This window comes from Oryzihumus sp. JJN4-3R (assembly GCF_057747915.1).
The window spans coordinates 997550-1020480 of the sequence record NZ_CM173229.1 but is presented as its reverse complement, the minus strand read 5'-3'; the positions used below and the strand labels follow the sequence as shown (position 1 = coordinate 1020480).

The 22931-nt window shown below is 72.9% G+C and carries 21 protein-coding genes and 1 riboswitch; of the genes, 13 read left to right on the top strand and 8 right to left on the bottom strand.

Features of this window, described 5'->3' with window-relative positions; all coding sequences use genetic code 11:
• Positions 1-6: 6 nt before the first annotated feature.
• On the top strand, positions 7-2244 hold the full coding sequence (locus AC3ANM_RS04610) for an MMPL family transporter (protein ID WP_488286965.1): 2238 nt from the start codon (positions 7-9) through the stop codon (positions 2242-2244).
• A 25-nt stretch (positions 2245-2269) separates the two neighbouring features.
• Here AC3ANM_RS04610 and AC3ANM_RS04605 read toward each other — a convergent pair whose 3' ends face one another.
• Positions 2270-3175 (bottom strand): nuclease-related domain-containing protein, encoded by a 906-nt coding sequence (locus tag AC3ANM_RS04605; protein ID WP_488286964.1) that lies wholly within the window; start codon positions 3173-3175, stop codon positions 2270-2272.
• A 164-nt stretch (positions 3176-3339) separates the two neighbouring features.
• Entirely contained in the window at positions 3340-3915 is a 576-nt protein-coding gene (locus AC3ANM_RS04600) for a TIGR03086 family metal-binding protein (protein ID WP_488286963.1), read from the bottom strand.
• A 173-nt stretch (positions 3916-4088) separates the two neighbouring features.
• On the opposite strand from AC3ANM_RS04600, the gene AC3ANM_RS04595 reads away from it, so the two are divergent.
• From AC3ANM_RS04595 to AC3ANM_RS04585, 3 genes are all read left to right on the top strand, one after another.
• A complete protein-coding gene (locus tag AC3ANM_RS04595) occupies positions 4089-4403 on the top strand; it encodes a hypothetical protein (RefSeq protein ID WP_488286962.1) in 315 nt (104 codons plus the stop codon).
• Positions 4400-5428: a putative T7SS-secreted protein gene (locus AC3ANM_RS04590; protein ID WP_488286961.1), complete on the top strand. Its 1029-nt coding sequence runs from the start codon at positions 4400-4402 to the stop codon at positions 5426-5428. The genes AC3ANM_RS04595 and AC3ANM_RS04590 overlap by 4 nt, the downstream gene beginning before the upstream one ends.
• 113 nt (positions 5429-5541) lie before the next feature.
• Positions 5542-5784: a hypothetical protein gene (locus AC3ANM_RS04585; protein ID WP_488286960.1), complete on the top strand. Its 243-nt coding sequence runs from the start codon at positions 5542-5544 to the stop codon at positions 5782-5784.
• Between the two features lie 73 nt (positions 5785-5857).
• On the opposite strand, the gene AC3ANM_RS04580 is transcribed toward AC3ANM_RS04585, so the two are convergent.
• Positions 5858-6373, bottom strand: coding sequence for a hypothetical protein (locus AC3ANM_RS04580; protein ID WP_488286959.1), 516 nt, complete (start codon positions 6371-6373; stop codon positions 5858-5860).
• A 113-nt stretch (positions 6374-6486) separates the two neighbouring features.
• On the bottom strand, positions 6487-7536 hold the full coding sequence (locus tag AC3ANM_RS04575; RefSeq protein WP_488287910.1) for a C40 family peptidase: 1050 nt from the start codon (positions 7534-7536) through the stop codon (positions 6487-6489).
• A gap of 91 nt (positions 7537-7627) precedes the next feature.
• Between AC3ANM_RS04575 and AC3ANM_RS04570 the strand changes: the two genes are divergently transcribed.
• Both AC3ANM_RS04570 and AC3ANM_RS04565 read left to right on the top strand, forming a co-directional pair.
• Entirely contained in the window at positions 7628-8464 is an 837-nt protein-coding gene (locus tag AC3ANM_RS04570) for a serine hydrolase (RefSeq protein ID WP_488286958.1), read from the top strand.
• Between the two features lie 23 nt (positions 8465-8487).
• Positions 8488-8931, top strand: coding sequence for a homing endonuclease associated repeat-containing protein (locus tag AC3ANM_RS04565; protein ID WP_488286957.1), 444 nt, complete (start codon positions 8488-8490; stop codon positions 8929-8931).
• On the opposite strand, the gene AC3ANM_RS04560 is transcribed toward AC3ANM_RS04565, so the two are convergent.
• Both AC3ANM_RS04560 and AC3ANM_RS04555 read right to left on the bottom strand, forming a co-directional pair.
• On the bottom strand, positions 8909-10183 hold the full coding sequence (locus tag AC3ANM_RS04560) for an FUSC family protein (RefSeq protein ID WP_488286956.1): 1275 nt from the start codon (positions 10181-10183) through the stop codon (positions 8909-8911). The two genes, AC3ANM_RS04565 and AC3ANM_RS04560, sit on opposite strands and share 23 nt — an antisense overlap.
• Positions 10184-10326: 143 nt before the next feature.
• The gene (locus AC3ANM_RS04555; protein ID WP_488286955.1) at positions 10327-11430 is read right to left on the bottom strand and encodes a ScyD/ScyE family protein; all 1104 of its coding nucleotides are present in this window, start codon (positions 11428-11430) and stop codon (positions 10327-10329) included.
• A gap of 203 nt (positions 11431-11633) precedes the next feature.
• Here AC3ANM_RS04555 and AC3ANM_RS04550 point away from each other — a divergent pair, with 203 nt between their 5' ends.
• The 5 genes from AC3ANM_RS04550 to AC3ANM_RS04530 all read left to right on the top strand — a co-directional run bounded on the left by AC3ANM_RS04550 (position 11634) and on the right by AC3ANM_RS04530 (position 16694).
• Positions 11634-12614: a polysaccharide deacetylase family protein gene (locus tag AC3ANM_RS04550; protein ID WP_488286954.1), complete on the top strand. Its 981-nt coding sequence runs from the start codon at positions 11634-11636 to the stop codon at positions 12612-12614.
• 86 nt (positions 12615-12700) lie between these two features.
• Positions 12701-12816: riboswitch (SAM riboswitch) on the top strand.
• A gap of 98 nt (positions 12817-12914) precedes the next feature.
• Positions 12915-14240 (top strand): bifunctional o-acetylhomoserine/o-acetylserine sulfhydrylase, encoded by a 1326-nt coding sequence (locus AC3ANM_RS04545; RefSeq protein ID WP_488286953.1) that lies wholly within the window; start codon positions 12915-12917, stop codon positions 14238-14240.
• A gap of 161 nt (positions 14241-14401) precedes the next feature.
• The gene (locus tag AC3ANM_RS04540) at positions 14402-15412 is read left to right on the top strand and encodes an aldo/keto reductase (RefSeq protein WP_488286952.1); all 1011 of its coding nucleotides are present in this window, start codon (positions 14402-14404) and stop codon (positions 15410-15412) included.
• Positions 15412-15999, top strand: a complete 588-nt coding sequence (locus tag AC3ANM_RS04535; protein WP_488286951.1) for a TetR/AcrR family transcriptional regulator — start codon at positions 15412-15414, stop codon at positions 15997-15999. Before AC3ANM_RS04540 ends, AC3ANM_RS04535 begins: the two co-directional genes overlap by 1 nt.
• A gap of 107 nt (positions 16000-16106) precedes the next feature.
• On the top strand, positions 16107-16694 hold the full coding sequence (locus AC3ANM_RS04530; protein WP_488286950.1) for a TetR/AcrR family transcriptional regulator: 588 nt from the start codon (positions 16107-16109) through the stop codon (positions 16692-16694).
• On the opposite strand, the gene AC3ANM_RS04525 is transcribed toward AC3ANM_RS04530, so the two are convergent.
• Together AC3ANM_RS04525 and AC3ANM_RS04520 are read right to left on the bottom strand one after the other, a co-directional pair.
• Entirely contained in the window at positions 16681-17541 is an 861-nt protein-coding gene (locus AC3ANM_RS04525; protein WP_488286949.1) for an SDR family oxidoreductase, read from the bottom strand. The two genes, AC3ANM_RS04530 and AC3ANM_RS04525, sit on opposite strands and share 14 nt — an antisense overlap.
• A 33-nt stretch (positions 17542-17574) precedes the next feature.
• Positions 17575-18120, bottom strand: a complete 546-nt coding sequence (locus AC3ANM_RS04520) for an NAD(P)H-dependent oxidoreductase (RefSeq protein WP_488286948.1) — start codon at positions 18118-18120, stop codon at positions 17575-17577.
• Between the two features lie 169 nt (positions 18121-18289).
• On the opposite strand from AC3ANM_RS04520, the gene AC3ANM_RS04515 reads away from it, so the two are divergent.
• Together AC3ANM_RS04515 and hrpA are read left to right on the top strand one after the other, a co-directional pair.
• Positions 18290-18874, top strand: coding sequence for an antibiotic biosynthesis monooxygenase (locus tag AC3ANM_RS04515; RefSeq protein ID WP_488286947.1), 585 nt, complete (start codon positions 18290-18292; stop codon positions 18872-18874).
• A 114-nt stretch (positions 18875-18988) separates the two neighbouring features.
• Positions 18989-22900 (top strand): ATP-dependent RNA helicase HrpA, encoded by a 3912-nt coding sequence (hrpA, locus tag AC3ANM_RS04510; protein WP_488286946.1) that lies wholly within the window; start codon positions 18989-18991, stop codon positions 22898-22900.
• The last annotated feature ends 31 nt before the right edge of the window (positions 22901-22931 follow it).

Sequence of the window (22931 nt, the reverse complement as noted above, 5' to 3'; positions counted from 1 at the left end):
TTCGACATGATGCAGACCTGGGGCGCCTTCGTCGCCCATCGAGCGCGAAGCGTCCTCATCGCCGGCCTGGCCCTGCTGGCGGCCGCGGCCGTCTACGGCACGGGGGTCTTCGGCCAGCTGAGCAACGGAGGCTTCGACGATCCCGCGAGCGAGTCGGCCAGGGCCCTCGCCGCCGAGCAGTCCACCTTCCGCAGCCACGACGTCGACGTGGTGGCGATCTACTCCAGCCCGACCCTGACGGTCACGGACCCGCGCTTCCAGCAGGCGGTCACCGCGGTCACCAACCGGCTGCCCCGGGACGCCGTCGCCGGCGTCACCAGCTGGTACCAGACCCCCTCCCCGGCCCTGGTCAGCCAGGACCGGCACGCGACGCGCGTCCTGATCACGTTGTCCGGCAAGGGTCAGGACGCGAAGTCCGCCAGCTACGACCTCGTGAAGCCCCACCTGCAGGCGCGTGGCCTGGCGACCAACGTGGGCGGCCAGTGGGCCGTCTACGGCGACGTCAACCACACCGTGTCCAAGGACATCGCGCGCGCCGAGAGCCTGTCGATGCCGATCGTGGTGCTGCTGTGCCTGGTCATCTTCGGCAGCGTCGTCGCCGCCCTGATGCCCGGCCTGGTCGGCGCGGTCGCCGTGTTCGGGGCCTTCGCCGTCATCCGGCTGATCACCACCGTCACCGACGTCTCCGTCTTCGCCATCAACGTCATCACGCTGATCGGCATGGGCCTGGCCATCGACTACGCGCTGTTCATCGTCAGCCGGTTCCGCGAGGAGCTCGCGGCGCAGCCGGGCACCGAGCGCGCCCACGTCAACGCCGCGGTCGTGCGCACCATGACCACCGCCGGGCGCACCGTGCTGTTCTCCGGCCTGACCGTCGCCGCCTCGCTGGCGTCGTTGCTGATCTTCCCACAGAACTTCCTGCGCTCCATGGGCTTCGGCGGCGTCGCCGCAGTGCTCGTCGCGATGGCCGCGGCCCTGACCGTGCTGCCCGCCCTGCTGGCGGTGCTCGGCCGCAGGATCGACGCCGGCCGTATGCCGTGGCGCCGCGGCGCGCGGGCGCGCCGCACCCTGGTCCTCGACCCCCAGGGGGCGTGGGCGAAGGTGGCGCACAGCGTCATGCGACGACCCGTCGCATACCTGGTGGTGATCACGGCGGCGCTGCTCGCGCTCGGCGCGCCGTTCCTGAAGGCGACGTGGGGCAGCGTGGACGAGCGGGTCCTGCCCACGACCGCCGCGAGCCGGGTGGCCGCCGACCTGCAGAACCGCGAGTTCGGCGGGGAGACCTCCAGCGCCAACATCGTCGTCCGTGGCGCGGGGCCGGTGCAGGTGCGGCGCTACAGCGCGGAGCTGGCCGCCGTGCCCGGTGTCACGGCGGTGCAGCCGCTGGACCGGACCGGTGCCGGGCAGGATGCGGCAACCCTGCTCCAGGTGACGTGGCGCGGCAACAGCCAGACCCCCGCGTCGCAGGACCTCGTCCGCGCCCTGCGGGCGGTCGACCCCGGTGCTGGTGCGAGCGCGCTGGTCGGCGGGTCCTCGGCACAGGCGGTCGACCTCATCGACTCCATCGGCGCGCACCTGCCGTGGATGGGCGTGTTCGTGGTCGCGGTGATGCTCGTGCTGCTGTTCCTCGCTTTCGGCTCGGTCGTCCTGCCGGTCAAGGCGGTCGTCATGAACGCCCTGTCGATCGTGGCGTCCTTCGGCGTGGTGACGTGGATCTTCCAGGACGGGCACCTGTCGGGGCCGCTGGGGTTCACCTCACCGGGCTACCTCGACGTGACGCAGCCGATCCTCATGCTGGGCATCCTGTTCGGCCTGTCGATGGACTACGAGGTCTTCCTGCTCTCGCGGATCCGGGAGGAGTGGGACCACAGCCACGACAACACGACGGCGGTGGCGACCGGGCTGCAACGCAGCGGCCGGATCATCACCAGCGCGGCGCTGCTGCTGGCCGTCGTCATCGGCGGGTTCGCCACCTCGGGCATCGTCTTCATGAAGATGATCGGGATCGGCATGCTCGTCGCCGTGCTGCTCGACGCGACCGTGGTGCGGGCCCTGCTCGTGCCGGCCACGATGCGGCTGCTCGGCAGCGCCAACTGGTGGGCGCCCGCGCCGATGCGGCGGTGGTGGGAGCGGCACGGCTACCGCGAGTCCGCGGCGGGCGGTTCCTCGGGTGAGTCCGAGGGTGAGCTCGCGGGAGAGGGCGCGCCGCTCGGGCCGCCGGCCGCCCTGTCCGGCACCCCCTGAGCGGTCACACTCGCGGCCGGGCGCCTCACGTCATCGACGGGAGGCGCCCGGCCAGGTGGGTGTAGATCCGGTAGCGGGTGTGGACGTCCAGGGGCCCGGGGCGGCGCACGATGGAGCGCATCTCGTGCAGCCCGACGACCGGGACGTTGTCCACGCTGAGCCGGCCCAGCAGGGGCAGGTTGCCGCCCGCGAAGCACAGCATCGGCCGAACCAGCACCGGACCCCGCCGCGCCGCGGCCTCGCCCAGGTCGAGGTCGGCCAGGGCGTCGTGCACCGTCAGGACCTGGCGCTGCATGGCGCCGACGAAGTCGGTCCGGTCCTGTCCGGCCACCAGCAGCTGCTCGACCAGAGGGGAGCGGGGTGAGGGCAGGCGCACCTCGACCGCGGCGTGGGTGTGGTTCTTCGCGTCGATGACGAACACGCCGCTGGGGGCGATCGCGATGTGGTCGATGTTGGTGCGCCGGCCGGGGATCCGCCGGTCGTGCAACGTGTAGACCCAGTCGGCGGCGAGACCGGTCAGCGCGTGCCCGACGCGCTGCTCCCCGCGGGCGCCGGCGGCCCAGGCCCGCGTCGACGGTGGCTCGGGGGTGACCGCGGCGAGCAGGCCGCCGAGGTGGGGGAGCCGCTCGCGCAGCCGCTCCCGGCGCTGGACCCGCAGCCGCTGGTACTCCCGCCAGGCCGAGGCCCCGGGACGCCCGGCGGGGGCGCCCGACCCCTCGGCTTCGACGGTCCCGCCGGCGTGCCTCTCCCGATCGCCGTGCCGCTTGGGCAGCAGGCAGTCCAGGCACACCAGCCGCAGGCGCACGTGGTCGAGCCCGGCCACGTCGCCCACGGCGACATGGGCACCGCAACCGCACCACCCGGCATACCGCACGGTGGTGAGGCTCAGGGGAGCCGTGCCGCTCAGAGCGAGCCAGTCCCGTCCGCGCATGGAGCACCTCCAGCACTGATCGTGACTGCTCCTTCACAGCCGGGGAACAGCTGTGGGACAAGTGCGCCTGAAGGACGGAGCGGGTCCTCGGGTGTTCGGTCAGCGGGCCTACGTCCGGTGCCGGAGGCGGGCCTCGGCCACTCTGGCGGGCTGCTGTCGGCCCGCTACCGGTGGTGGCCGAAGTAGCCGGCGAGCCGGTCGTAGAGCGGGGCGTCCGGGGGGAGGCTGACCTCGGGGCCGAACGCCTTGCCCTCCTCCTCGGTGCCGCGGAACTGGGGCTGGAGGGCCTGCTGTGCCCACGCCAGGGAGGCCTGACCCACCTCCTCGTCGAGATGTGTCGACTGGCCGGTCGCGACCGCCAGATCCCAGGCGTGACAAGCGAACTCGGCGGTCTGCTGGTCCACCGAGAAGTGCTTCGGCAGCTGCCCGCCGTCCGGGATCGCGTCGAGGTCGCCGGCAGCGCGCCACGCCTCGAGCAGGCGCTTCTCGCCGGCGCGGAACGCGTCGACCCAGTCGCCGTCGACGGCAGCGCGCGGCTCCTGCCAGTCGGGGTCGCCGCCCTCGGCGCGGACGGTGAACTGGCGCAGGTCGTGCACCAGGTGCGCGACGAGCTCGCTGACGTCCCAGGAACGGCACGGGGTCGGCAGGTGGGCCTGCTCCTCCCGGACGCCGGCGAGGACCGCTCCGGCCTGGTCGAGGGCGCGGGCGAGCAGGGACAGCGGGTCGGTGGGCAGGCTCATGGCGCTCCAGGTGCTCCAGCTGCGGGTATGCCGTGCGGTTGCCCTGCGATTCTTGCGCCGCCGTCGCGGCGGCGCACGCCGTTACCCGCGGTGGTTGTCGTTGCCTGCTTCGGCTGTCGCCGCCTGTGGATGGCCGTCACGGCCTCCCGCGCGAACTCGGCACGATGGCGGCCATGGGGGAGACGAGGATCGCGGTCTCGGCCGAGGAGCTGGCGTCGCTGGCGGCGCAGGTGCGGAGGGCGGCCGACGAGATCGGGGAGCTGAAGGACCGACAGGGGACGCTCCACGGTCGGGCGCAGGACGGGGGAGATGCCGTGTTCGCCTCGGCCGTGGGGGACTTCGCGGACCGGTGGATGTGGGGCATCGAGGTCATCGGCAGTGACGTCGACATCCTCGCCGACGCCCTGCTGAAGGCGGCCGCGGTCTACACCCAGGTCGAGGGTGACGTGAGCCAGTCCTTCCTCTCGGGGCTCAGGGGCCGGCGGTGACGCGGTACGAGGCAGCCCGCCTCGACGAGGCCTCGGTGGCCGTCGATGTCCGAGCCCTGGTGCCGGGGGAGCCCGAGCGCGTGGTGGCCCTGGCCGACCAGCTCGGCGCCATCGCGACAGGTCTGGGTGCCGGGGCGGAGGCGCTGTCGCTGGTCGGCGTGGACCAGTGGCAGGGTCCTGCGGCGACGGCGTTCCTCGGCGCGCTGGGCCTGGCGCCGGAGCCGCTGCGCTCCGGGAGCCAGGCGTTCGGGGCGGCGGCCGGGGTGGTCCTCGGTCACGCGGAGGTGCTGATGCTCGCGCAGACCACCGCCCGGGCGGCGGTCGCGGTCGCCGAGGAGGGGCGTGCGGCGACGGCGGCCTGGTCCTCACGCTCGCTGGAGCGGGAGGAGGTGGCCACGAGGGCGGCCTCCGGCGACGCCGGGGCGGTGGTGCAGCTGGCGTCGATGCCGCCGCTCGGTGCCGACCCGGGGGAGCCGGCGCGGCAGCGCAGCGAGCGGATGCTGGCCGAGGCGCGCCAGATGGTCGCGGACTCCGGTCGCCAGGTGGCGGCGGTGCTCGCGCGAGCCGCCTCGTCGGCGCCGAAGGAGCCCAACCTCGTCGTGCGGGCCCTGATCCATCGCGTGCAGCAGCAGCGCCAGGTCGCCTTCGGCGCCGAAGAGGTGTTCATCGACCAGGTCGTGCTCGCCCTGCGCACCTCCACGATGCGGGCCGTGGTGAACCCGCGCGGCTGGATGAGCGACACCGGGAAGCTTGCCCAAAACGCAGCGAGCTCGGCCCTGAAACCACCGCCGGCGCTGCTGCTCTCGACGGTGCTCGACCTGGGGACCTGGTCGAGGAACCCGGCGCGGGCGTTCGGTCATCTCGGCGGCAACGTCCTGACCGGCATGGTTTCCGGTGGCAGCTCGACCGCGGTGGAGGAGAGCTTCGTCTCCTCGGCACGGCCCGCCGCGCAGTTCGCGAAACGCGCCAACCCGCCGATCGACCTCCGCCGGGCTGGGATCCGCGGGAGCAGTTGCGGCGGGTGACGCCCTGACTTCCAGGGCAGTGCCAGAACCCCGGTCCGAGGGGGTGGGCTCGTGAAGACCCTGGCCCACGTACAGGGCGTGACCGTGTGGCTGGACCGCGCCATGATCGAGGGATGGACCTTCCTCAGATCTGGGCCCGTCTCCGCCCCGAGACCCGGCAATGGCTGAGCGACCACAACGGGGAGCCACTGCCTGACGCCGTCGTCACTGAGCTCCTGTCCGTCACCCAGGGGGAACGCGACGCTTCGTGGTGGGCGGGCGAGTCACGGGACGGCGAGACCCAGCTCACCGACGCGGCGGTCGACTGGATCGAGGAGACGGCCAACCAGGAAGGACCAGGGGGCGAGGGCGGGTAGATCAGGTGGCCGAACTCGGCGGAACGGCGACCGGGCCGCACGCTCCCCGCAGGTCTCGACCTCAGGCGGCAGGTCAGCCGCGGAGGCTGCGGGACTGCATCGGCTTGGGGGCCGGAGGGATCCGCACGTCGATGCGGCGCGGCGCCGAGGCGCGGCCCTCCTGCACCAGGGCGGCAACGCGCTCGCCGGGGCGGCGGGTGCTCTGGTCCTCGATCACGGCCTGGAGCAACCGGCGCAGGACGTCCACCTGACGGCACTGCACCACGAGGTGCACGAGGTTGCGGCGGGTGTTGTCGCGCTGCTGGGCCGGACCGACCCCGGCCTCGCCGTCGGCGTCCTCGTTGACCACGAGGTTGCGCAGCTCCTCGGCGAGGGGAGCGCGGCAGTCCAGGTCCATCTGCCACCCGGTGGAGCCCTCGCGCCGACCCCGCAGGATCGGGCGGCCCTCACTCGGGACCAGCGTCAGCGAGGTGGGTCGCTCCGTCTCCAGCGCCGCGATGAGGCGGTCCAGGCCGGGCACGTCACCCCCTGCGGCGTGCGCTGCCGAGCCGTGCAGTGAATCGATGTCCCCCATGACCTGACCTTCCATGCGTCGATCCTGTCGGTGCCGGGACGACCTGTCCGAGATTTCCGACAAGAACCACCACAAGTGACTAGTCATCGCAGGACGGGACGATCGGGCGACCGCGGGACAAGCGGGTCTCAGCCGAGGAACCGGCGCACTCCGGACAGCTCCCGGGCGAAGGCCGGGGTCGAGGTGGCGATCGTCTGCACGGGCAGCCCGGTGCGCGGCGCCTGCACCATCAGGCCTCCGCCGGCGTAGATCGACACGTGGTGCACCCGCCCGGCCGTCGCGTAGAACATCAGGTCACCGACCCGCGGTGCGGTGCGCGAGACCCACGAGCCCTTCACCGCCTGGGCGTCGGCGTCGCGGGGGATCGTCACCCCGTGCACCCGGTAGTCCAGCGACGTCAGCCCGGAGCAGTCGAAACCGAACCCGGAGCGGCCGGCCCACAGGTAGGGCAGCCCGGTGAACATCTGGGCCGCCCGCACCACGTCGGTTCCTGTGCGGGGCAGCGCCGACACCGCGGGAGCCGCCACGACCACCCGCGTGACGTAGACCCGCATCACCCGGCCAGTCGGCGTGGCCACCCGGACCCAGTTGCCGGAGGCGCCGACGCGCGACAGCCGCGTGCCGAAGCTGATCTCGGTCACCGCCCGGGCCGCAGCGTCATCCGTGCGCAGCCAGGTCGTCCGGGCCGTCACCGTCGCCACCAGCGTGGACGCCGTGGGCACCCGGGCGGTGAGCTGGGCCAGCGGCACCCACCCCGGGTAGCCCCGCGAGTCCAGCGGCGTCGGCTGGTCCGGCACGACCACCTTGGCCCAGGAGCCACTCAGGGCCGTCACCACCACGCGATCGCCGAGCAGCGCCTGCGTGTCCGCGCGGCCGACCAGACCGAGCCGGTCGCTCGTCGTCATCCCGGCCAGCCAGGTCCGGATGCCGGCCGGGTTGGCCAAGGCCGGCCGGTCCACGGCGCGCGGCGAGGCGGGGGAGTGCCACAAGGTCGCGACCGACACGGCCACCCACGCCGAGTGCCCCACCGTGGGCGCCGGCACCGCGCCCGGCACCGCAGCCGTTGCCGTCGTCGAGCCGGTCGACACCCCGGTCGTCGGGCTGGCCGAGGAGGGCGGGGCGCCGACGCCACACGCGGTGACCAGCGCGGCATACACCGCGACCACCGCCACCGTCATCCGCCGCACGCGACCAGCGTGCGGCCCGCGCGCCGCGCCCGCCCGAGTCATCGGTCCCCCTTCAGGCCCTCTGGGGCCTAGCCTGAGCGCCATGGCAGCACGGTGGGAGGGTGTCGGCAACCGTCTTGACCAGGTCCGGGACGTGCAGTGGTCGATCCGGGTGCTCGACGCGCGCACCCGCGACGAGCTGTATGCCGTGTCCCCCGACTCCCAGCTGCCCACTGCCAGCGTGGGCAAGCTGCTCCTGCTCCTCGCGGTCGCCTGCCGGATCGAGGACGGCGACTGGACGCCGGGGGTGCCGTTGCTGCGCACCCCCGAGGACGCCGTCGCCGACTCCGGCCTGTGGCAGCACCTGACCGCCGACGAGCTCTCGGTGCACGACCTGGCCACGCTCGTGGGCACGGTCAGCGACAACTACGCCACCAACGTCCTCCTGCGCGCCGTCGGCCTCGACGCGGTCGACGACGTCTCGGAGGCGTTGGGGCTGAAGGCAACCCGGCTGCACGACCGGGTCCGTGACACCCGCGCGCCTCAGGACCCGCCCACCCTGTCCGAGGGCAGCGCCACCGAGCTGACGGCGCTGATGGCCGACCTGCACGGCGGCACCGCCGTCAGCGACGCGGTCTGCGCCCGTGTCCTCGGCTGGCTCGCTGCCGGCGCCGACCTGTCGATGGTCGCCGCGCCGCTGCACCTCGACCCGCTGGCCCACGCCGACGGCGACCGCGGCGTCCGGCTGTGGCACAAGACCGGCACCGACAACGGCATCCGCGCCGACGTCGGGATGGTGCAGACGCAACGCTGCGCCCTGACCTACGCCGTCCTCGCCCACTGGGACCCGCTCGGCCCGGACCGGCGTGACGACGCGCTCGCCGTCATGCACTCGGTGGGGTCGGCGCTGCGCGAGGAGCTCGGCGAGGACCTGGGATGAGCCGCGACAGGGGAGAGGCAGCCATGCCCGAGAGCACCGAGGCGACCGGCAGGGCGCGCGAGATGGCCGACGAGCAGGTGCTCGAGGCGCTGCGTCGCGCCGCGGCCGACGTCGGGACGCCGATCTCCGCCGAGCGCTACGAGCACGTCTGGCGCGACTACGACGGCGTCTCCAGCGCCCGGCTCGTGCAGCGGTTCGGCTCCTGGAACGCCGCGTGCGCCGCGGCGGGCCTGCCCACGAACCCCGGCCGCACGGCATACCGCCGCTCGTGGACGGCCGAGCAGCTGGTGGCTGCGGTCGCGGACTACCTGCGCACCGAGGGGGCCAGCGGCAGCTACGCCGGGTATGACGAGTGGTCCCGGGCGGTGCCCGGGGCCCCGAGCGCGAACACCGTGCGCAACAACCTCAAGGGCTGGGCCAACGCCAAGGCGGGCGCGCAGGCGCTCATCGAGCGGGACGGCGGCTGACCCGGCGGCGGCGCTCGGCCTGCTCGCGCTCCCACTGCTCGCGGCGGTGCCGTCGCTCATCCAGGTCCAGCTCGCGCAGCACGCGCTCGACCGCCGCGAGCAGCGAGCCCCGCAGCAGCCACAGGGTCGGGTCCTGCCGGGCGTCGACGAGCAGCAGCTCGGTCAGGAAGGCGCGCGTCTCCCGCAGGCTCTCCAGCGCCTCGGCCAGGGCCGTGTCGGTGCCCGGCTGGGTGGGGTCGGCCTCGGCGCGCACCAGGGCCCCGAACGCCCGCAGCGACCCGGCCAGGTCGTGCAGCAGCCCACCGAACGCGGCCGCCAGCTCGGGCTGGTAGCCCGCCAGCCCGTCGGCGCCGTGACCATCGGCCTCGCCCTCAGCCGCCAGGCCCTCCCCATCGCCGAGCCCGTCGGCGATCGAGCGGAACAGCGCCCGCAGCGACACCACGCTGTGCTCGAGCGCGTCCAGGCCACTGCGCAGGATCGGGGTCGTGTCCGCCGTCCGCACCGCACGCGGGTTGAGCCGCCGGCTCTCGGCGAGCTCGTGGATGGCCCGGTCGGCGGCGTCGACCCGGTGCGAGAGCGCCCGGAAGTCGGCCAGCCAGCCGTAGGCCTGCTCGCGCGAGGCGCCCTGCGGCAGCTCGTCACCGACCCGGTCCAGCACCGTGGCGGCGTCGGTGGCGACCTGCTCGACCGCGGCCCCGGCCGACCCGGTGCGCACGGGCTGCGGCAGCAGCACGTTGACCAGGATCCCCACGCCGGCGCCGACGAGGGTCTCGCCGATCCGGTACGAGGCGGCCATGTCGGCGGTCGAGCTCACCCCCAGGATGAGCATCGCGCTGATCGGCGCCTCGAGCAGGTGCTCCTCGAGCCGCACCAGGTGGCCGACGATGAGCGCCAGGGCGATGACGATGCCCAGGCTCCACCACGTCAGACCCATGACGTTGGTCAGGACCACCGAGATCAGGACGCCGCTGACCACGCTGGCCAGCCGGCGGAACCCGGCGTTGAGCGTGGAGTACAACGTCGCCTGCACCACCAGCAGCGCCGTGAGCGGCCCGGTCAGCGGCGGGGTCGGCTCGTGCAGGACCGCGACCGCCACGACGTAGGCGAGCACGGCCGCGAAGGTCAGCCGCGCCGTCCGGGTCAGGATCGCGCGGCCGTTGCGGTGCCACACCTCGCGCGCGCTGCGCAGCACCGACCGCACGGCGGCGAGCGTGCTGGGGGCGTAGTTCGTCCCGTGCCGGGGCAGCGTCACAGGATGAAGGATGACGGGTGCCCGGTCGGCTGTCAGCCACGGGTGGGTCCGCGCACACCGGTATGCCGTGTGGCCGGGTGGCCACACGGCATACGAGAAGGTGTGTGGTGGCGGGGTGCCCGCCGGGGCGGGCACCCCCGGGATCAGCTGGTGATCTTGACGATCGAGCCGTGCCCGGTCGGGTTGCCCATCGAGTCCGTCGGGGCGAGCGTGCCGGCCCAGACGGCGCCCTGGGCGAACTCGAGCGACAGCGCGCCGGTCAGGGTCACCCAGGTGTGCGGCTTGCCGTCCCGGATCGTGGAGATCCTGTTGCCGAACAGCTCGGCCACGTAGATCTTGCCGTGGTCGTCGACGGTCAGGTTCGTCGCGCCGGCGAAGCCGGTGGCCACGCGGGTGGACGCTCCGGTCCACGGGTTGACCTTGTAGACGCTGCCGCGGGCGCCCAAGCTCGGGTCCTCCGGGCCGCCGGGCAGGGTGGTCACCCAGAGCCATCCGCCCCAGGAGATGACGTCGGTCGGCACCGGCTCGAACTTGTAGGTGTTGCCCGCGACGCACGAGGGCAGGTGCTGGCTGGCGGCGATCGCCGTGGTGATCTTCAGCGGCTGCGGAGGCAGGACCGCCAGCGTGGAGATGCGACCGTTCTCGCTGACCTTGAGCAGGTCGTTGCCGCCGGCGTCGGCGACGATCCAGCCGTCACCCCACCGGAGCACCGAGTACGGGTGGGAGTCGACCTGGCCCTTGTACGACGCCGGCGGGGCGCCCTGCGAGGCCATCGCGGCGAACGCGTCCTTGACGCACTGGCTGGGGTTGTCGATCCCGTAGGACTGCTTGCCGTCGGGGTTGTGCGCCTTCTCCCAGGCCGACAGGTCGACCGTGCGCACGACGGTGGTCCCCTTGAGGATCTTCAGCGCCGACGTGCCCTTGGCGTGGTCGGTCCAGGTGTAGGCCCAGAGCCGGCCGCCGCCGGTGACGTCCAGGCCCGCGACGTCGCCGCCGGCGCTCGGTGACGGGCCAGTGGCGAGCGTGGTCAGGCTGGAGCCGTTGACCTGCGAGACCTTGGACGTCCCGCCGTCGGCGACGAACAGCTTGCCCCCGCTGAAGGAGAGCTGGAACGGCGCGATCACGCTGGTGTTGACGGTGGTCACGTGGGGGGTGGACCCGCCGTCGGCGCGGGCGGTGGGGGCGACGGCCAGGGAGGCCGCGGCCACCGTGACGGCTGCCACGAGGCAGCTTCGGCTCAGCTTCATCAGTCCTCCCGGGGTCCTCTGGCGGTCGGCGCCGTCCGGCGCCCGCCTGCGGCCGACGCTATGAGTCGGCTGTGAGGGCCACCTCCCTCAGGTGTCCTAAGACCGTGCGCCGGGGGACGTAGGACCATGGCGGCGCCCGGGGGTCGGGCGCACCGTGGAGGTGGCCCCCGAGTGCGGGGGTCGACAGGGGAGAGGTGGTCACGGTGCGAGGGCCGCGTCGGACGGGCATGGTGGCGCTGGTCGCCACCGCCGTCGTGCTGGGTGGGGCGGCCTGCGGTGGGGCCGCCGGGACCGGCGCGGCGACGACGAGCGTGACTCCGACCTCCCCATCGGTCTCGACGACCTCGCCGGGCGGCTCGAGCACCGCGCGGACCTCCCCTCCTGCGACGACGTCCCGACCCACCACTCCCGCGCCGCGCCCGACGACCGCTCCGCGTCCGGGCACCACGACGTCCGCGCCGCGGCCGGGCACGCCGCGCCCCACGGCGCCGCGACCGACCACGCCGCACCCCACCATCCCGCCGCGACCGACGACCCCGTCGGGGCTGCCGGCCCACCTGTCCGGCACGGTCGTGTCCCGCATCCCCACCTCGAGCAAGGTCGTCGCGCTGACCTTCGACGCCGGCGCGAACGGTGACGGCGTGCCCTCGATCCTGGCCACCCTCCGGGCCCAGGGCGTGCCGGCCAGCTTCTACCTCACCGGGGACTTCGTCCGCGCCTACCCCACGCTGGCACGGCAGGTCGCGGCCTACGGGCGCATCGGCAACCACACCGACAACCACCTGCACATGACCACCCTCGCCGACACGGCCGTGCGCACCGAGGTGTCCGCCGGGTACTCCGCGATCGTGGCGACGACGGGTCGCAGCCCCAAGCCGCTGTTCCGCTTCCCGTTCGGGGAGTACACGTCGCACACGCTCTCCCTGGTCAACTCGATGGGCTACGTCGCGGTCGGCTGGACCGTCGACAGCCTCGGCTGGAAGGGCACCTCCGGCGGCCAGACCGCCGACGCGGTGGTCGCCCGGGTCGTCGCGGCGCGCACCCCCGGCGAGATCGTGCTCATGCACGTCGGGTCCAACCCGCAGGACCACACGACCCTCGACGCCGCTGCCCTGCCCCGGGTGATCAGCCAGCTGCGCGCCTACGGCTACTCCTTCGTCACCCTGTCGGCGCTCGGCGTCTGAGCCTGGCCGCCGTCCCGGGTGGGCGGCGCGTCCGCGATGAGAGACGGCCGTTCCGGTGCGTGAGCGGCCGTCCTAAGGTCGATCCAGGTCATGAGTGCCAGCGCCAAGCCCCGGCTCGCTGGCCGGCAACCCTCCACCGCGGTGGGGTGCCCCGGGTGAGGACCAGGCGACGTGCCACCCCGGCACGCCGCAAGCGCGGGAGCACCTCCCTTCGGTATCCCGCACCTCGCGTGAGGTGCGCTCCGCACCTTTCGCGACCACTCGTCATACGTGAGAAGTGTTGAGAGGCAAGGGAAACCGATGACTGACACCACCCCGAACTGGTCCTTCGAGACGCGGCAGGTCCACGCCGGCCAGGTGCCCGACCCCGCGACCGGCGCCCGCGCGCTGCCGATCTACCAGACGACCTCCTACGTGTTCCGCGACACCGAGCACGCGGCGAACCTGTTCGCGCTCAAGGAGTTCGGCAACATCTACACCCGGATCATGAACCCGACCCAGGACGCGGTCGAGCAGCGGATCGCCTCGCTCGAGGGTGGCGTGGGGGCGCTGCTGGTCTCCTCCGGCCAGGCCGCCGAGACCATCGCGATCCTCAACATCGCCGAGGCCGGGGACCACGTCGTGGCCAGCCCGTCGCTCTACGGCGGCACCTTCAACCTGCTCAAGCACACGCTGCCCAAGTTCGGCATCGAGGTGTCGTTCGTCGCCGACGCCAACGACCTCGAGTCGTGGAAGGCCGCCGTCCGACCCAACACCAAGCTCTTCTTCGGGGAGACGATCTCCAACCCCAAGTCCGAGGTCCTCGACATCGAGGGCGTCGCGCGGGTGGCGCACGAGCACGGCGTGCCGCTGGTCGTGGACAACACGATCGCCACGCCCTACCTGATCCGGCCGCTGGAGTGGGGCGCCGACGTGGTCGTGCACTCCGCGACGAAGTACCTCGGCGGCCACGGCACCGCGATCGCCGGGGTGATCGTCGACGGCGGCACGTTCGACTTCGGCCGCGACCCGGAGAAGTTCCCCAACTACAACACCCCGGAGGAGAGCTACCACGGCCTCGTCTTCGCGCGGGACCTCGGCGTCGGCAGCCCGCTGGGCGCCAACCTGGCCTTCATCCTCAAGGCGCGGGTGCAGCTGCTGCGCGACCTGGGCTCGGCGATCTCGCCGTTCAACGCCTTCCTCGTCGCCCAGGGCGTGGAGACCCTGAGCCTTCGGCTGGACCGGCACCTGGAGAACACCCACAAGGTGGCGGCCTTCCTGCAGTCCAAGGACCAGGTCGAGCGCGTCGTGTGGGCCTCGCTGCCCGAGCACGAGAGCTACGCCAAGGCGCAGAAGTACAGCCCCAAGGGAGCCGGGGCGGTGCTGGCGTTCGAGGTCCGCGGCGGCGTCGACGCGGGCCGGCGGTTCGTCGAGGCCCTGACGCTGCACAGCCACGTCGCCAACATCGGCGACGTGCGCTCGCTGGCGATCCACCCCGCCTCGACCACGCACTCCCAGGGGCCGGACGAGGACCGCCTCGCCGCCGGGGTGACGGCAGGCCTGGTCCGCCTGGCCGTCGGCATCGAGCACATCGACGACATCCTCGCCGACCTCGAGCAGGGGTTCACCGCCGCCAAGGGCGACTGACCCAGCCGCGTTTGCGCCCGGTGTGGTCGCCGGGAGTGCCCTCAAGGGGCTTCCGTGCGATCACATCGGGCGCAATGCACTGTCAGATCGACTGACAAAAGTTGACATCTGTCAGTTGTCAGGCGCACAGTGGAGCCGTCACCAACGGAAGGCTCTCCACCATGCGCACCCGCACCCTCGGCTCCACCGGCCCCGTCGTCTCGGCCCTCGGCCTCGGCTGCATGGGCATGTCCGACCTCTACGGCCCCGCCGACGACGCCGAGAGCATCGCGACGATCCACGCCGCGCTCGACGCCGGCGTCACCCTGCTCGACACCGGTGACTTCTACGGCGCCGGCCACAACGAGATGCTCATCCGCGAGGCGCTGCGAGGCCGCGACCGCGACGGCGTCCAGGTCAGCGTCAAGTTCGGCGCCCTGCGTGGCCCCGGCGGCAGCTGGCTCGGCGTCGACGGCCGCCCCGCTGCCGTCAAGAGCTCCCTCGCCTACACGCTGAAGCGGCTGGGCACCGACCACGTCGACGTCTACCGCCTCGCCCGCCTCGACCCCGCCGTGCCGATCGAGGAGACCGTCGGCGCGATCGCCGAGATGGTCCAGGCCGGCCACGTCCGCCACATCGGCCTGTCCGAGGTCGGAGCCGGGACGATCCGCCGGGCCCACGCCGTCCACCCGATCGCCGACCTGCAGATCGAGTACTCCTTGGTCTCCCGCGGCATCGAGCAGGAGATCCTGCCCACCACGCGCGAGCTCGGCATCGGCATCACCGCCTACGGCGTGCTCTCCCGCGGCCTGCTCAGCGGCCACTGGACGCCGGAGCGCGAGACCCCGGTCACCGACTTCCGCGCCCACAGCCCGCGCTTCCAGGGCGAGAACCTCCAGCAGAACCTGCGGCTGGTCGAGGCCCTTCGTGGAGTGGCCGAGGCCCAGGGGGCGACGGTGGCCCAGGCCGCGATCGCCTGGGTGCTCTCCCGCGGCGAGGACATCGTGCCGTTGGTCGGCGCCCGTCGCCGGAACCGCCTGGCCGAGGCCCTGGGCTCCGTCGACCTGGAGCTGTCGGCGGGGGACCTCGCGGCGATCGAGGCGGCCGTCCCCGCTGATGCCGTCGCCGGGACCCGTTACGCCGCCGAGCAGATGGCGTTCCTGGACAGCGAGCGCCGGACCGTGGACGCCTGATGGTCGAGTCGGCCCTCACGGCCGAGCAGATCCTCGTGGCGGCGGAGGACGTCCTCCGCCGCTACGGGCCTGCCAAGGCCACCGTCGTCGACGTCGCGCGCGAGCTCGGCGTCAGCCACGGCAGCGTCTACCGCCACTTCCCGAGCAAGGCGGCGCTGCGTGACGCGGTCGCCGAGCACTGGCTGGCCCGCATGTCCGACCCGCTGGAGAAGGTGGTCGCCTCCAACACCCCTGCGCCGCAACGGATCCGGCGGTGGGTCAAGCAGCTCAGCACCGCCAAGCGCACCATGGCGCTGGAGGACCCCCAGCTGTTCGCGACCTACCACGAGATCGCCAGCGGCTCCCGCGACGTGGTCCGCGCCCACGAGGCGACGCTGGTCGACCAGCTCACCCGGATCGTCGCCGACGGTATGGCGCGCGGCGAGCTCGCGAGCGACCTCACCGCCGCACAGGCCGGTCAGGCGGCCTTCTACGCGTTCATCTGGTTCTGCCACCCGGCGCACGCCAACGAGTGGGGCGACGGCGGGGTCGACAAGGCCCTCGACCGGGTCTGCACCCTCGTCCTGGACGGGCTGCGCGCCGGCTGACCCGATCGGCCTTGCGCTGTCACGCCGAAGACGTGACCACACCCGGGTGTGGTCACGTCTTCGGCTAGTCCCGGCGGGAAGCCGGGGCCCGGCCCTATCGTGACCGCATGACCCAGACGCCGGCCCGCCATGCCGGGCGCCCGCGGTCGGTCGAGAAGGAGGCCGCGATCCTGGAGGCGGCCGTGGCGACGCTGGCCTCGCACGGCTTCACCCGGATGACGCTGCAGCAGGTCGCCGACCTCGCGGGGGTCAGCAAGTCCACGATCCACCTGCGGTGGAAGACCAAGGCCGACCTCGTCACCGCGGCCCTCGCGTCGATGCGGATGACCTGGGTCGAGGCCGGGACCGGCGAGACCCGCGCCGACCTCGTGGCGATCCTGGAGGACTTCGCCACCACCATCGGCGCGGTCAACGGGATGGCGCTCATCGGCACCTGCCTGGCCGAGGAGTCGCACACCCCCGAGCTGCTGGGGCTGCTGCGCGAGCGGACGGTGCTGCCGCGTCGGGCGCTGCTGCGTGAGGTGCTCGAGGCCGGCGTCGCCACGGGCGAGCTGCGGCCCGGGGCCGACCTCGACGCAGCCGTGTCCGCGCTGCTCGGCACCTACTACGCCGACCACCTCGCCGGCCAGGGCGGCCGGCACGGCTGGGCAACCCGCGCGGTGGACCTCGTCCTCGACGGCCTCAGGCGGGACTGATCCCGGTCAGCTCGGCGCTGACCTGCCACAGCCGGCGCGCTGCCTGCTCGTCGTAGGACGCGGGACTCGACCTGCGGGCCTTCCTCTTCGCGAAGTACTTCCCGCTCACCCCCTCGACCTCCGGGGCGGACGCGAGGAAGACCGAGGTCTCGGCGCCGCGCTCCGGGCTGAGCATGAACGGCCGGGCCAGGGGCAGCCCGATGCGATACAGCCCCGAGGCGTCCTCCTGCCCGAACTGCGTGCGCACCACGCCGGGGTGCAGCGCGTTCGCCGTGACCCCGGCACCCTCGAGCCGGCGGGCCAGCTCGTAGGTGAAGAGCACGTTGGCCAGCTTGGACTGGTTGTAGGCGCGCTGGCCGCTGTAGCCGTGCTCACCCTGAAGGTCCGCGAAGTTGATCCGGCCCATGGCCTGCGCGCCCGAGCTGACCGTGACCACCCGAGCGGGGGCGCTCGCCCTCAGCAGGGGCAGCAGCAGGTGGGTCAGCAGGAACGGCGCGAGGTGGTTGAGTGCGAACGTCCGCTCCAGCCCGTCGGCCGTCACGTGGCGGGTCGCCCAGAAGCCGCCGACGTTGTTGACCAGCACGTCGAGCCGGTCGTGGCCCGCGGTGAACTCCGCTGCCACGCGGCGCACCTCGGCCTGCGAGGACAGGTCGGCGACCATCCCCTCGATACGGTCGTTGCCACTGTCGCGGCGCAGCGCCGCGACGACGCGCGCGGTCTTGTCGGCGTCGCGGCCGACGACCGTCACGGCGGCGCCGGCCGTGGCGAGGGCCTGCGCCGTCGCCCGGCCGATGCCGTCGGTGCCGCCGGTCACGAGGACGGTCCGGCCGCTCAGGGAGGTGGTCACGGGTTCGGGCTCCTTGCAGGTGGTGGAGCGGGGTCAGGCCGCGCGGGCGCGGTCGATGGTGAGCAGCGCGCGATACCGCAGGGCCTGTCGGTCCAGCTCATCGTCGGACATCGTGCGAACGCCGTGGAGGACCATCGGCTCGGCCATCGGCATGCCGCACAGCCAGGCGGTGGCGTCCAGCGGGCGCATCAGCTGCTCCATGGTGAAGCGGTTGTAGCCGCCCTCGACGTACGCCTGCTCGGGGCCGCCGGTGGAGGTGACGACCTGGAGGGTCTTGCCGCGCAGCTTGGTGCCGTCGGTCCCGTACGCGAAGCCCCAGGTCAGCACCTGGTCCATCCAGGACTTGAGGATCCCCGGCACGGAGTACCAGTGCCACGGGAACTGCCAGACGATGACGTCGTGCTCGAGGAGCAGCTCCTGCTCGCGGGCGACGTCGATGCGCCCGTCGGGGTAAGCGGCGGCGAGGTCGTGGATCGTGACGTCCTCGAGGTCGCGGACCGCGTCGGCCAGGCGGGCGTTGACGCGCGAGCCGGCCAGGTCGGGGTGGGCGAGCAGGACGAGGGTGCGAGGGGAGGTCATGGCGGGCCTTCCGGGATCGGGCGCGGGGTAGACAGGTCTGTCCGTTTTGAGGTCGCCCACGATAACCGCACCGATCAGTTCGGTATTCCGGGTGGTCGGGTCGCGTGAGCGCCGCCACGTCTCGCGCGGTGAGGGGCACCCCGTGCGGTCCCGGACAATGGAGGGCGTCATGACTGCGCCCACCGAGCTCGCCCCGCCGTCCGCCGACGGCCCCGTCACCGTCTCCATCACCCGCCGTGTCGCGGGTGAGGACACCACCCAGATGATCGCGTGGGTCCGCGCCGGGACCGCGATGGCCGAGCTGTTCCCCGGGTTCCTCGGCGCTGGCTGGGTCCGGCCCGGCGACGGGTCGGAGGAGTGGCACATGCTCTACCGGTTCGCCGACCACGAGAGCCTGCGCGCGTGGGAGTCCTCGACCGAGCGGCAGTGGTGGCTGCGGTCGGGGGAGGGCCTGGTCGAGCACACGCGCGCCGAGCGCCGCACCGGTATCGAGGGCTGGTTCGAGGAGCCGGAGTCCACGAGCGTGGAGACCCTGGCCGCGCCGAAGGCCCCGCCGCGGTGGAAGCAGGCGCTGCTGATCTGGATGGCGTTCTTCCCCGTCAACCTGCTCGCCACCCTCACCCTCGGGTCGCTCATCGTCGGCTGGCCGGTGGTGCTGCGCGTGCTGTGCATGACCGTGGTCCTCACTCCGATCATGACCTACCTCGTCCTGCCGGCCCTGACCAAGCGGCTCGAGGGCTGGCTGCACCGTTGAGTGGAGGGTTCTCGGGGTCCTGACCCTGACAACCCTCCACGCTGGCTGGTCCAGGCGCGCGGCCGGGCGGAACTCGGTCGAGGCCGGCGTGACCGGCCACCTATCCTGAGACCCATGTCCGCCGAGCCCGCCCGTGAGCCCCGGCGTGCCCGGAACCGTCCGCGGCCTTCGGGCCAACGCTCCTCGGGCTCGCGCCGCCCGCAGCAGGACCGGCTGACCGCGGAGCAGCGTGCCGAGCGTGACGCCGCCCGGCGGGCCGCCCGCGAGGCCCGTGTCGCGCGCCGCCGGGCCGCCATGCCGACCGTCACCTACCCCGAGGACCTGCCGGTCGCGGCGCGCAAGGACGACATCGCCGCCGCCATCCGCGACCACCAGGTCGTGATCGTCGCGGGGGAGACCGGCTCGGGCAAGACCACCCAGCTGCCGAAGATCTGCCTCGAGCTTGGCCGCGGTGTCGAGGGCCTGATCGGGCACACCCAGCCACGCCGGATCGCCGCCCGCTCGGTCGCCGAGCGCATCGCCGAGGAGCTGCGCACCGACCTCGGCACGGCCGTGGGCTACCAGGTGCGGTTCACCGACCGCTCCAGCGACGACACCCTCGTCAAGGTCATGACCGACGGCATCCTGCTCTCGGAGATGCAGCGCGACCGCGACCTGCGCAAGTACGACACGATCATCATCGACGAGGCGCACGAGCGGTCGCTCAACATCGACTTCATCCTCGGCTACCTCAAGCAGCTGCTGCCTCGCCGGCCCGACCTGAAGGTCATCGTCACCTCGGCGACCATCGACCCCGAGCGCTTCGCGCAGCACTTCGCCCGGGACGGCGTGCCCGCCCCGATCATCGAGGTCTCGGGCCGCACCTACCCGGTCGAGCTCCGCTACCGGCCCCTGGCCGGCGAGACCCGCGAGGAGGACCGCGACCAGGTCACCGGCATCTGTCAGGCCGTCGAGGAGCTCTGGACAGAGAGCGCCAGCGGAGGGGACAGCCACGACATACTTGTCTTCCTCTCCGGCGAGCGGGAGATCCGAGACACCGCCGACGCCCTCACCGGGATGGCGTTGCCGCACACCGAGATCCTGCCCCTGTATGCGCGGCTGTCGGCCGCCGAGCAGCACCGCGTCTTCGGTTCGCACACCGGGCGGCGCGTGGTCCTGGCGACCAACGTGGCCGAGACCTCGCTGACGGTCCCGGGCATCCGCTACGTCGTCGACGCCGGCACCGCCCGCATCTCCCGCTACAGCCAGCGGCTGAAGGTCCAGCGCCTGCCGATCGAGCCGATCTCGCAGGCCAGCGCCCGGCAGCGCGCGGGCCGCTGCGGCCGCGTCGCCGACGGCATCTGCATCCGCCTCTACTCCGAGGACGACTTCGAGAACCGCCCGGAGTTCACCGACCCCGAGATCCTGCGCACCAACCTGGCCTCGGTCATCCTCCAGATGACCTCCCTCGGCCTGGGCGACATCGGCCGCTTCCCGTTCGTCGACCCGCCCGACTCGCGCCAGATCACCGACGGCGTGCGGCTCCTCGAGGAGCTCCAGGCGATCGACCCGGAGGTGAGCGACCCAGGCAAGCGGCTCACGGCATACGGGCGGTCCCTGGCCCAGCTGCCCCTCGACCCGCGCCTGGCCCGCATGGTCCTGGAGGCCGACCGCAACGGCGCGCTGCGCGAGGTGCTCATCATCGTGGCCGCGCTCTCGATCCAGGACCCGCGCGAGCGACCGGCCGACAAGCAGCAGCAGGCGGACGAGAAGCACCGCCGGTTCGCCGACGAGCACTCCGACTTCCTCGCGCTGACCAACCTGTGGGACTACCTGCGTGAGCAGCAGAAGACGTTGAGCGGCAGCGCTTTTCGCCGGATGTGCAAGGCGGAGTACCTGCACTACCTGCGTGTGCGCGAGTGGCAGGACCTGCACAGCCAGCTGCGCCAGGCATGCAAGTCGCTGGGGCTGCACCCGAGCTCGACGCCGGCGACGCCGGACCAGGTGCACCAGTCGTTGCTGTCGGGCCTGCTCTCGCACGTCGGCCTGCGCGACGTGGAGAAGCGGGAGTACCTCGGCGCCCGCGGTGCGCGCTTCGGCATCTCGCCCGGGTCCTCGCTGTTCAAGAAGCAGCCGCAGTGGGTCATGGCTGCCGAGCTGGTCGAGACGACGCGGCTGTGGGCGCGGGTCAACGCACGCGTCGACCCGGCGTGGGTGGAGGCCCAGGCGCAGCACCTGGTCAAGCGGCAGTATTCCGAGCCCCATTGGGAGCGCAGGCGCGCCAGCGCCGTCGCGCTGGAGAAGGTCACCCTGTATGGCGTGCCGCTGGTCGCCGGGCGAAAGGTCGGCTACGGGCGGGTCAACCCCGAGGAGTCGCGCGAGCTGTTCATCCGGCACGCCCTCGTCGAGGGCGACTGGGACACCGAGCACCGCTTCTTCCACGACAACCGGGCGCTGGTCGAGCGGCTCGGCGAGCTCGAGGCGCGGGCCCGTCGACGCGACCTGATCGTCGACGACGAGACGCTGGTGGCGTTCTACGACAAGCGGATCCCCGCCGACGTCGTCTCCGGGCGGCACTTCGACTCGTGGTGGAAGAAGGCCCGGCGGCAGACCCCGGACCTGCTGACCTTCACCGAGGACCTGCTCGTCACCGACGAGGCCGAGGCGGTCAGCGCCGACGACTACCCGCAGGTGTGGCGTCAGGGCTCGACCGAGCTTCCGGTGAGCTACCAGTTCGAGCCCGGCGCCGCGGCCGACGGCGTCACCGTCCACGTGCCGGTCGACGTGCTCAACCAGGTCGAGCCCGACGGCTTCGACTGGCAGGTGCCCGGGCTGCGCCACGACCTGGCCACCGCGCTGCTGCGGTCGCTGCCCAAGGCGACCCGGCGCAGCTTCGTGCCGGCGCCGGACCACGCGGCGGCGGCCCTCGCCGATGCGGATCCCACTGCCGGGCCGATCACCGAGGAGTTGGGGCGGGCGCTCAAGGCGCGCACCGGCACCGGCATCGACGCGATGGACTGGGACTGGTCGCGGGTGCCGGACCACCTGCGCATCACCTTCCGCGTCGAGGACCGGCGCGGCAAGGCGCTGGGGGAGGGCAAGGACCTTGAGGCACTCAAGGCCCGGCTTGCCCCGCAGGTCCGCCAGACGATGGCCCGCGCCGCGTCCTCGGTGGAGCGAAAAGGCCTGCGGCAGTGGGACTTCGGCGACCTGCCGACCACGTTCGTGCGCAAGTCGGGTGATCGGGTCATCCAGGGCTTCCCGGCCGTGGTCGACCACGGTGACTCGGTGTCGGTCGAGGTCCTCGCCACGCCGGCCGAGCGTGACGCGGCCAGCCGGCTGGGCGTGCGGCGGCTACTGCTGCTCAACACCACCGCGCCGTGGAAGCGGGTGCTGGCCACCCTGACCAACGCCCAGAAGCTGTCCCTCGGCAACAACCCGCACGGCAGCGTGCCCGCGTTGCTGGAGGACTGCCTGGCCTGTGCGGTGGACTCGCTCGTGGCCGAGCGGCCGGGTGGGACGGTACGCACTCCGGCGGAGTTCGAGGAGACCCTTGCGGTCGTGCGCCAGAACGTCGTGCCACGGGTCCTCGACGTGGTGGCGTTCGTCGAGCCGGTGCTGCTGCGGGCGCGCGAGGTCGAGCTGGGCCTGGCGCGGCTGGGCAGCCCGCTGCTCGCCGAGCTCAGGGCCGACCTCGCCGCGCAGCTGACGTCGCTGATCCACCCCGGGTTCGTCGCCGACACCGGCTACGCGCGGCTGCGCCACCTCGAGCGCTACCTGCGGGCCATGCTCGTGCGCATCGACAAGGCCCCGGGTGAGCTCGCCCGCGATGCCGAGCGCAGGGCGACCGTCCAGCGGGTGCAGGCCGAGTACGCCGACCTGCTGGCTTCCCTGCCCGGCACGCGTCGCGCGGCGGACGACGTCCGCGAGCTGCGCTGGATGATCGAGGAGCTGCGGGTCAGCCTGTTCGCGCAGACACTGGGTACGGCCTATCCGGTCTCGGAGAAGCGCATCTACAAGGCGATGGACGCCGTCGAGTCCGCCTGAGCGGCGCCCGGTCCGGCCGGGTGAGTCGACG

Coding starts and splice junctions, on each gene's coding strand:
- AC3ANM_RS04610 (WP_488286965.1), top strand. CDS start 7: ATGATGCAGACCTGGGGCGCCTTCGTCGCCCATCGAGCGCGAAGCGTC.
- AC3ANM_RS04605 (WP_488286964.1), bottom strand. CDS start 3,175: ATGCGCGGACGGGACTGGCTCGCTCTGAGCGGCACGGCTCCCCTGAGC.
- AC3ANM_RS04600 (WP_488286963.1), bottom strand. CDS start 3,915: ATGAGCCTGCCCACCGACCCGCTGTCCCTGCTCGCCCGCGCCCTCGAC.
- AC3ANM_RS04595 (WP_488286962.1), top strand. CDS start 4,089: ATGGGGGAGACGAGGATCGCGGTCTCGGCCGAGGAGCTGGCGTCGCTG.
- AC3ANM_RS04585 (WP_488286960.1), top strand. CDS start 5,542: ATGGACCTTCCTCAGATCTGGGCCCGTCTCCGCCCCGAGACCCGGCAA.
- AC3ANM_RS04580 (WP_488286959.1), bottom strand. CDS start 6,373: ATGGAAGGTCAGGTCATGGGGGACATCGATTCACTGCACGGCTCGGCA.
- AC3ANM_RS04575 (WP_488287910.1), bottom strand. CDS start 7,536: ATGACGGTGGCGGTGGTCGCGGTGTATGCCGCGCTGGTCACCGCGTGT.
- AC3ANM_RS04570 (WP_488286958.1), top strand. CDS start 7,628: ATGGCAGCACGGTGGGAGGGTGTCGGCAACCGTCTTGACCAGGTCCGG.
- AC3ANM_RS04565 (WP_488286957.1), top strand. CDS start 8,488: ATGCCCGAGAGCACCGAGGCGACCGGCAGGGCGCGCGAGATGGCCGAC.
- AC3ANM_RS04555 (WP_488286955.1), bottom strand. CDS start 11,430: ATGAAGCTGAGCCGAAGCTGCCTCGTGGCAGCCGTCACGGTGGCCGCG.
- AC3ANM_RS04545 (WP_488286953.1), top strand. CDS start 12,915: ATGACTGACACCACCCCGAACTGGTCCTTCGAGACGCGGCAGGTCCAC.
- AC3ANM_RS04540 (WP_488286952.1), top strand. CDS start 14,402: ATGCGCACCCGCACCCTCGGCTCCACCGGCCCCGTCGTCTCGGCCCTC.
- AC3ANM_RS04535 (WP_488286951.1), top strand. CDS start 15,412: ATGGTCGAGTCGGCCCTCACGGCCGAGCAGATCCTCGTGGCGGCGGAG.
- AC3ANM_RS04530 (WP_488286950.1), top strand. CDS start 16,107: ATGACCCAGACGCCGGCCCGCCATGCCGGGCGCCCGCGGTCGGTCGAG.
- AC3ANM_RS04520 (WP_488286948.1), bottom strand. CDS start 18,120: ATGACCTCCCCTCGCACCCTCGTCCTGCTCGCCCACCCCGACCTGGCC.
- AC3ANM_RS04515 (WP_488286947.1), top strand. CDS start 18,290: ATGACTGCGCCCACCGAGCTCGCCCCGCCGTCCGCCGACGGCCCCGTC.
- hrpA (WP_488286946.1), top strand. CDS start 18,989: ATGTCCGCCGAGCCCGCCCGTGAGCCCCGGCGTGCCCGGAACCGTCCG.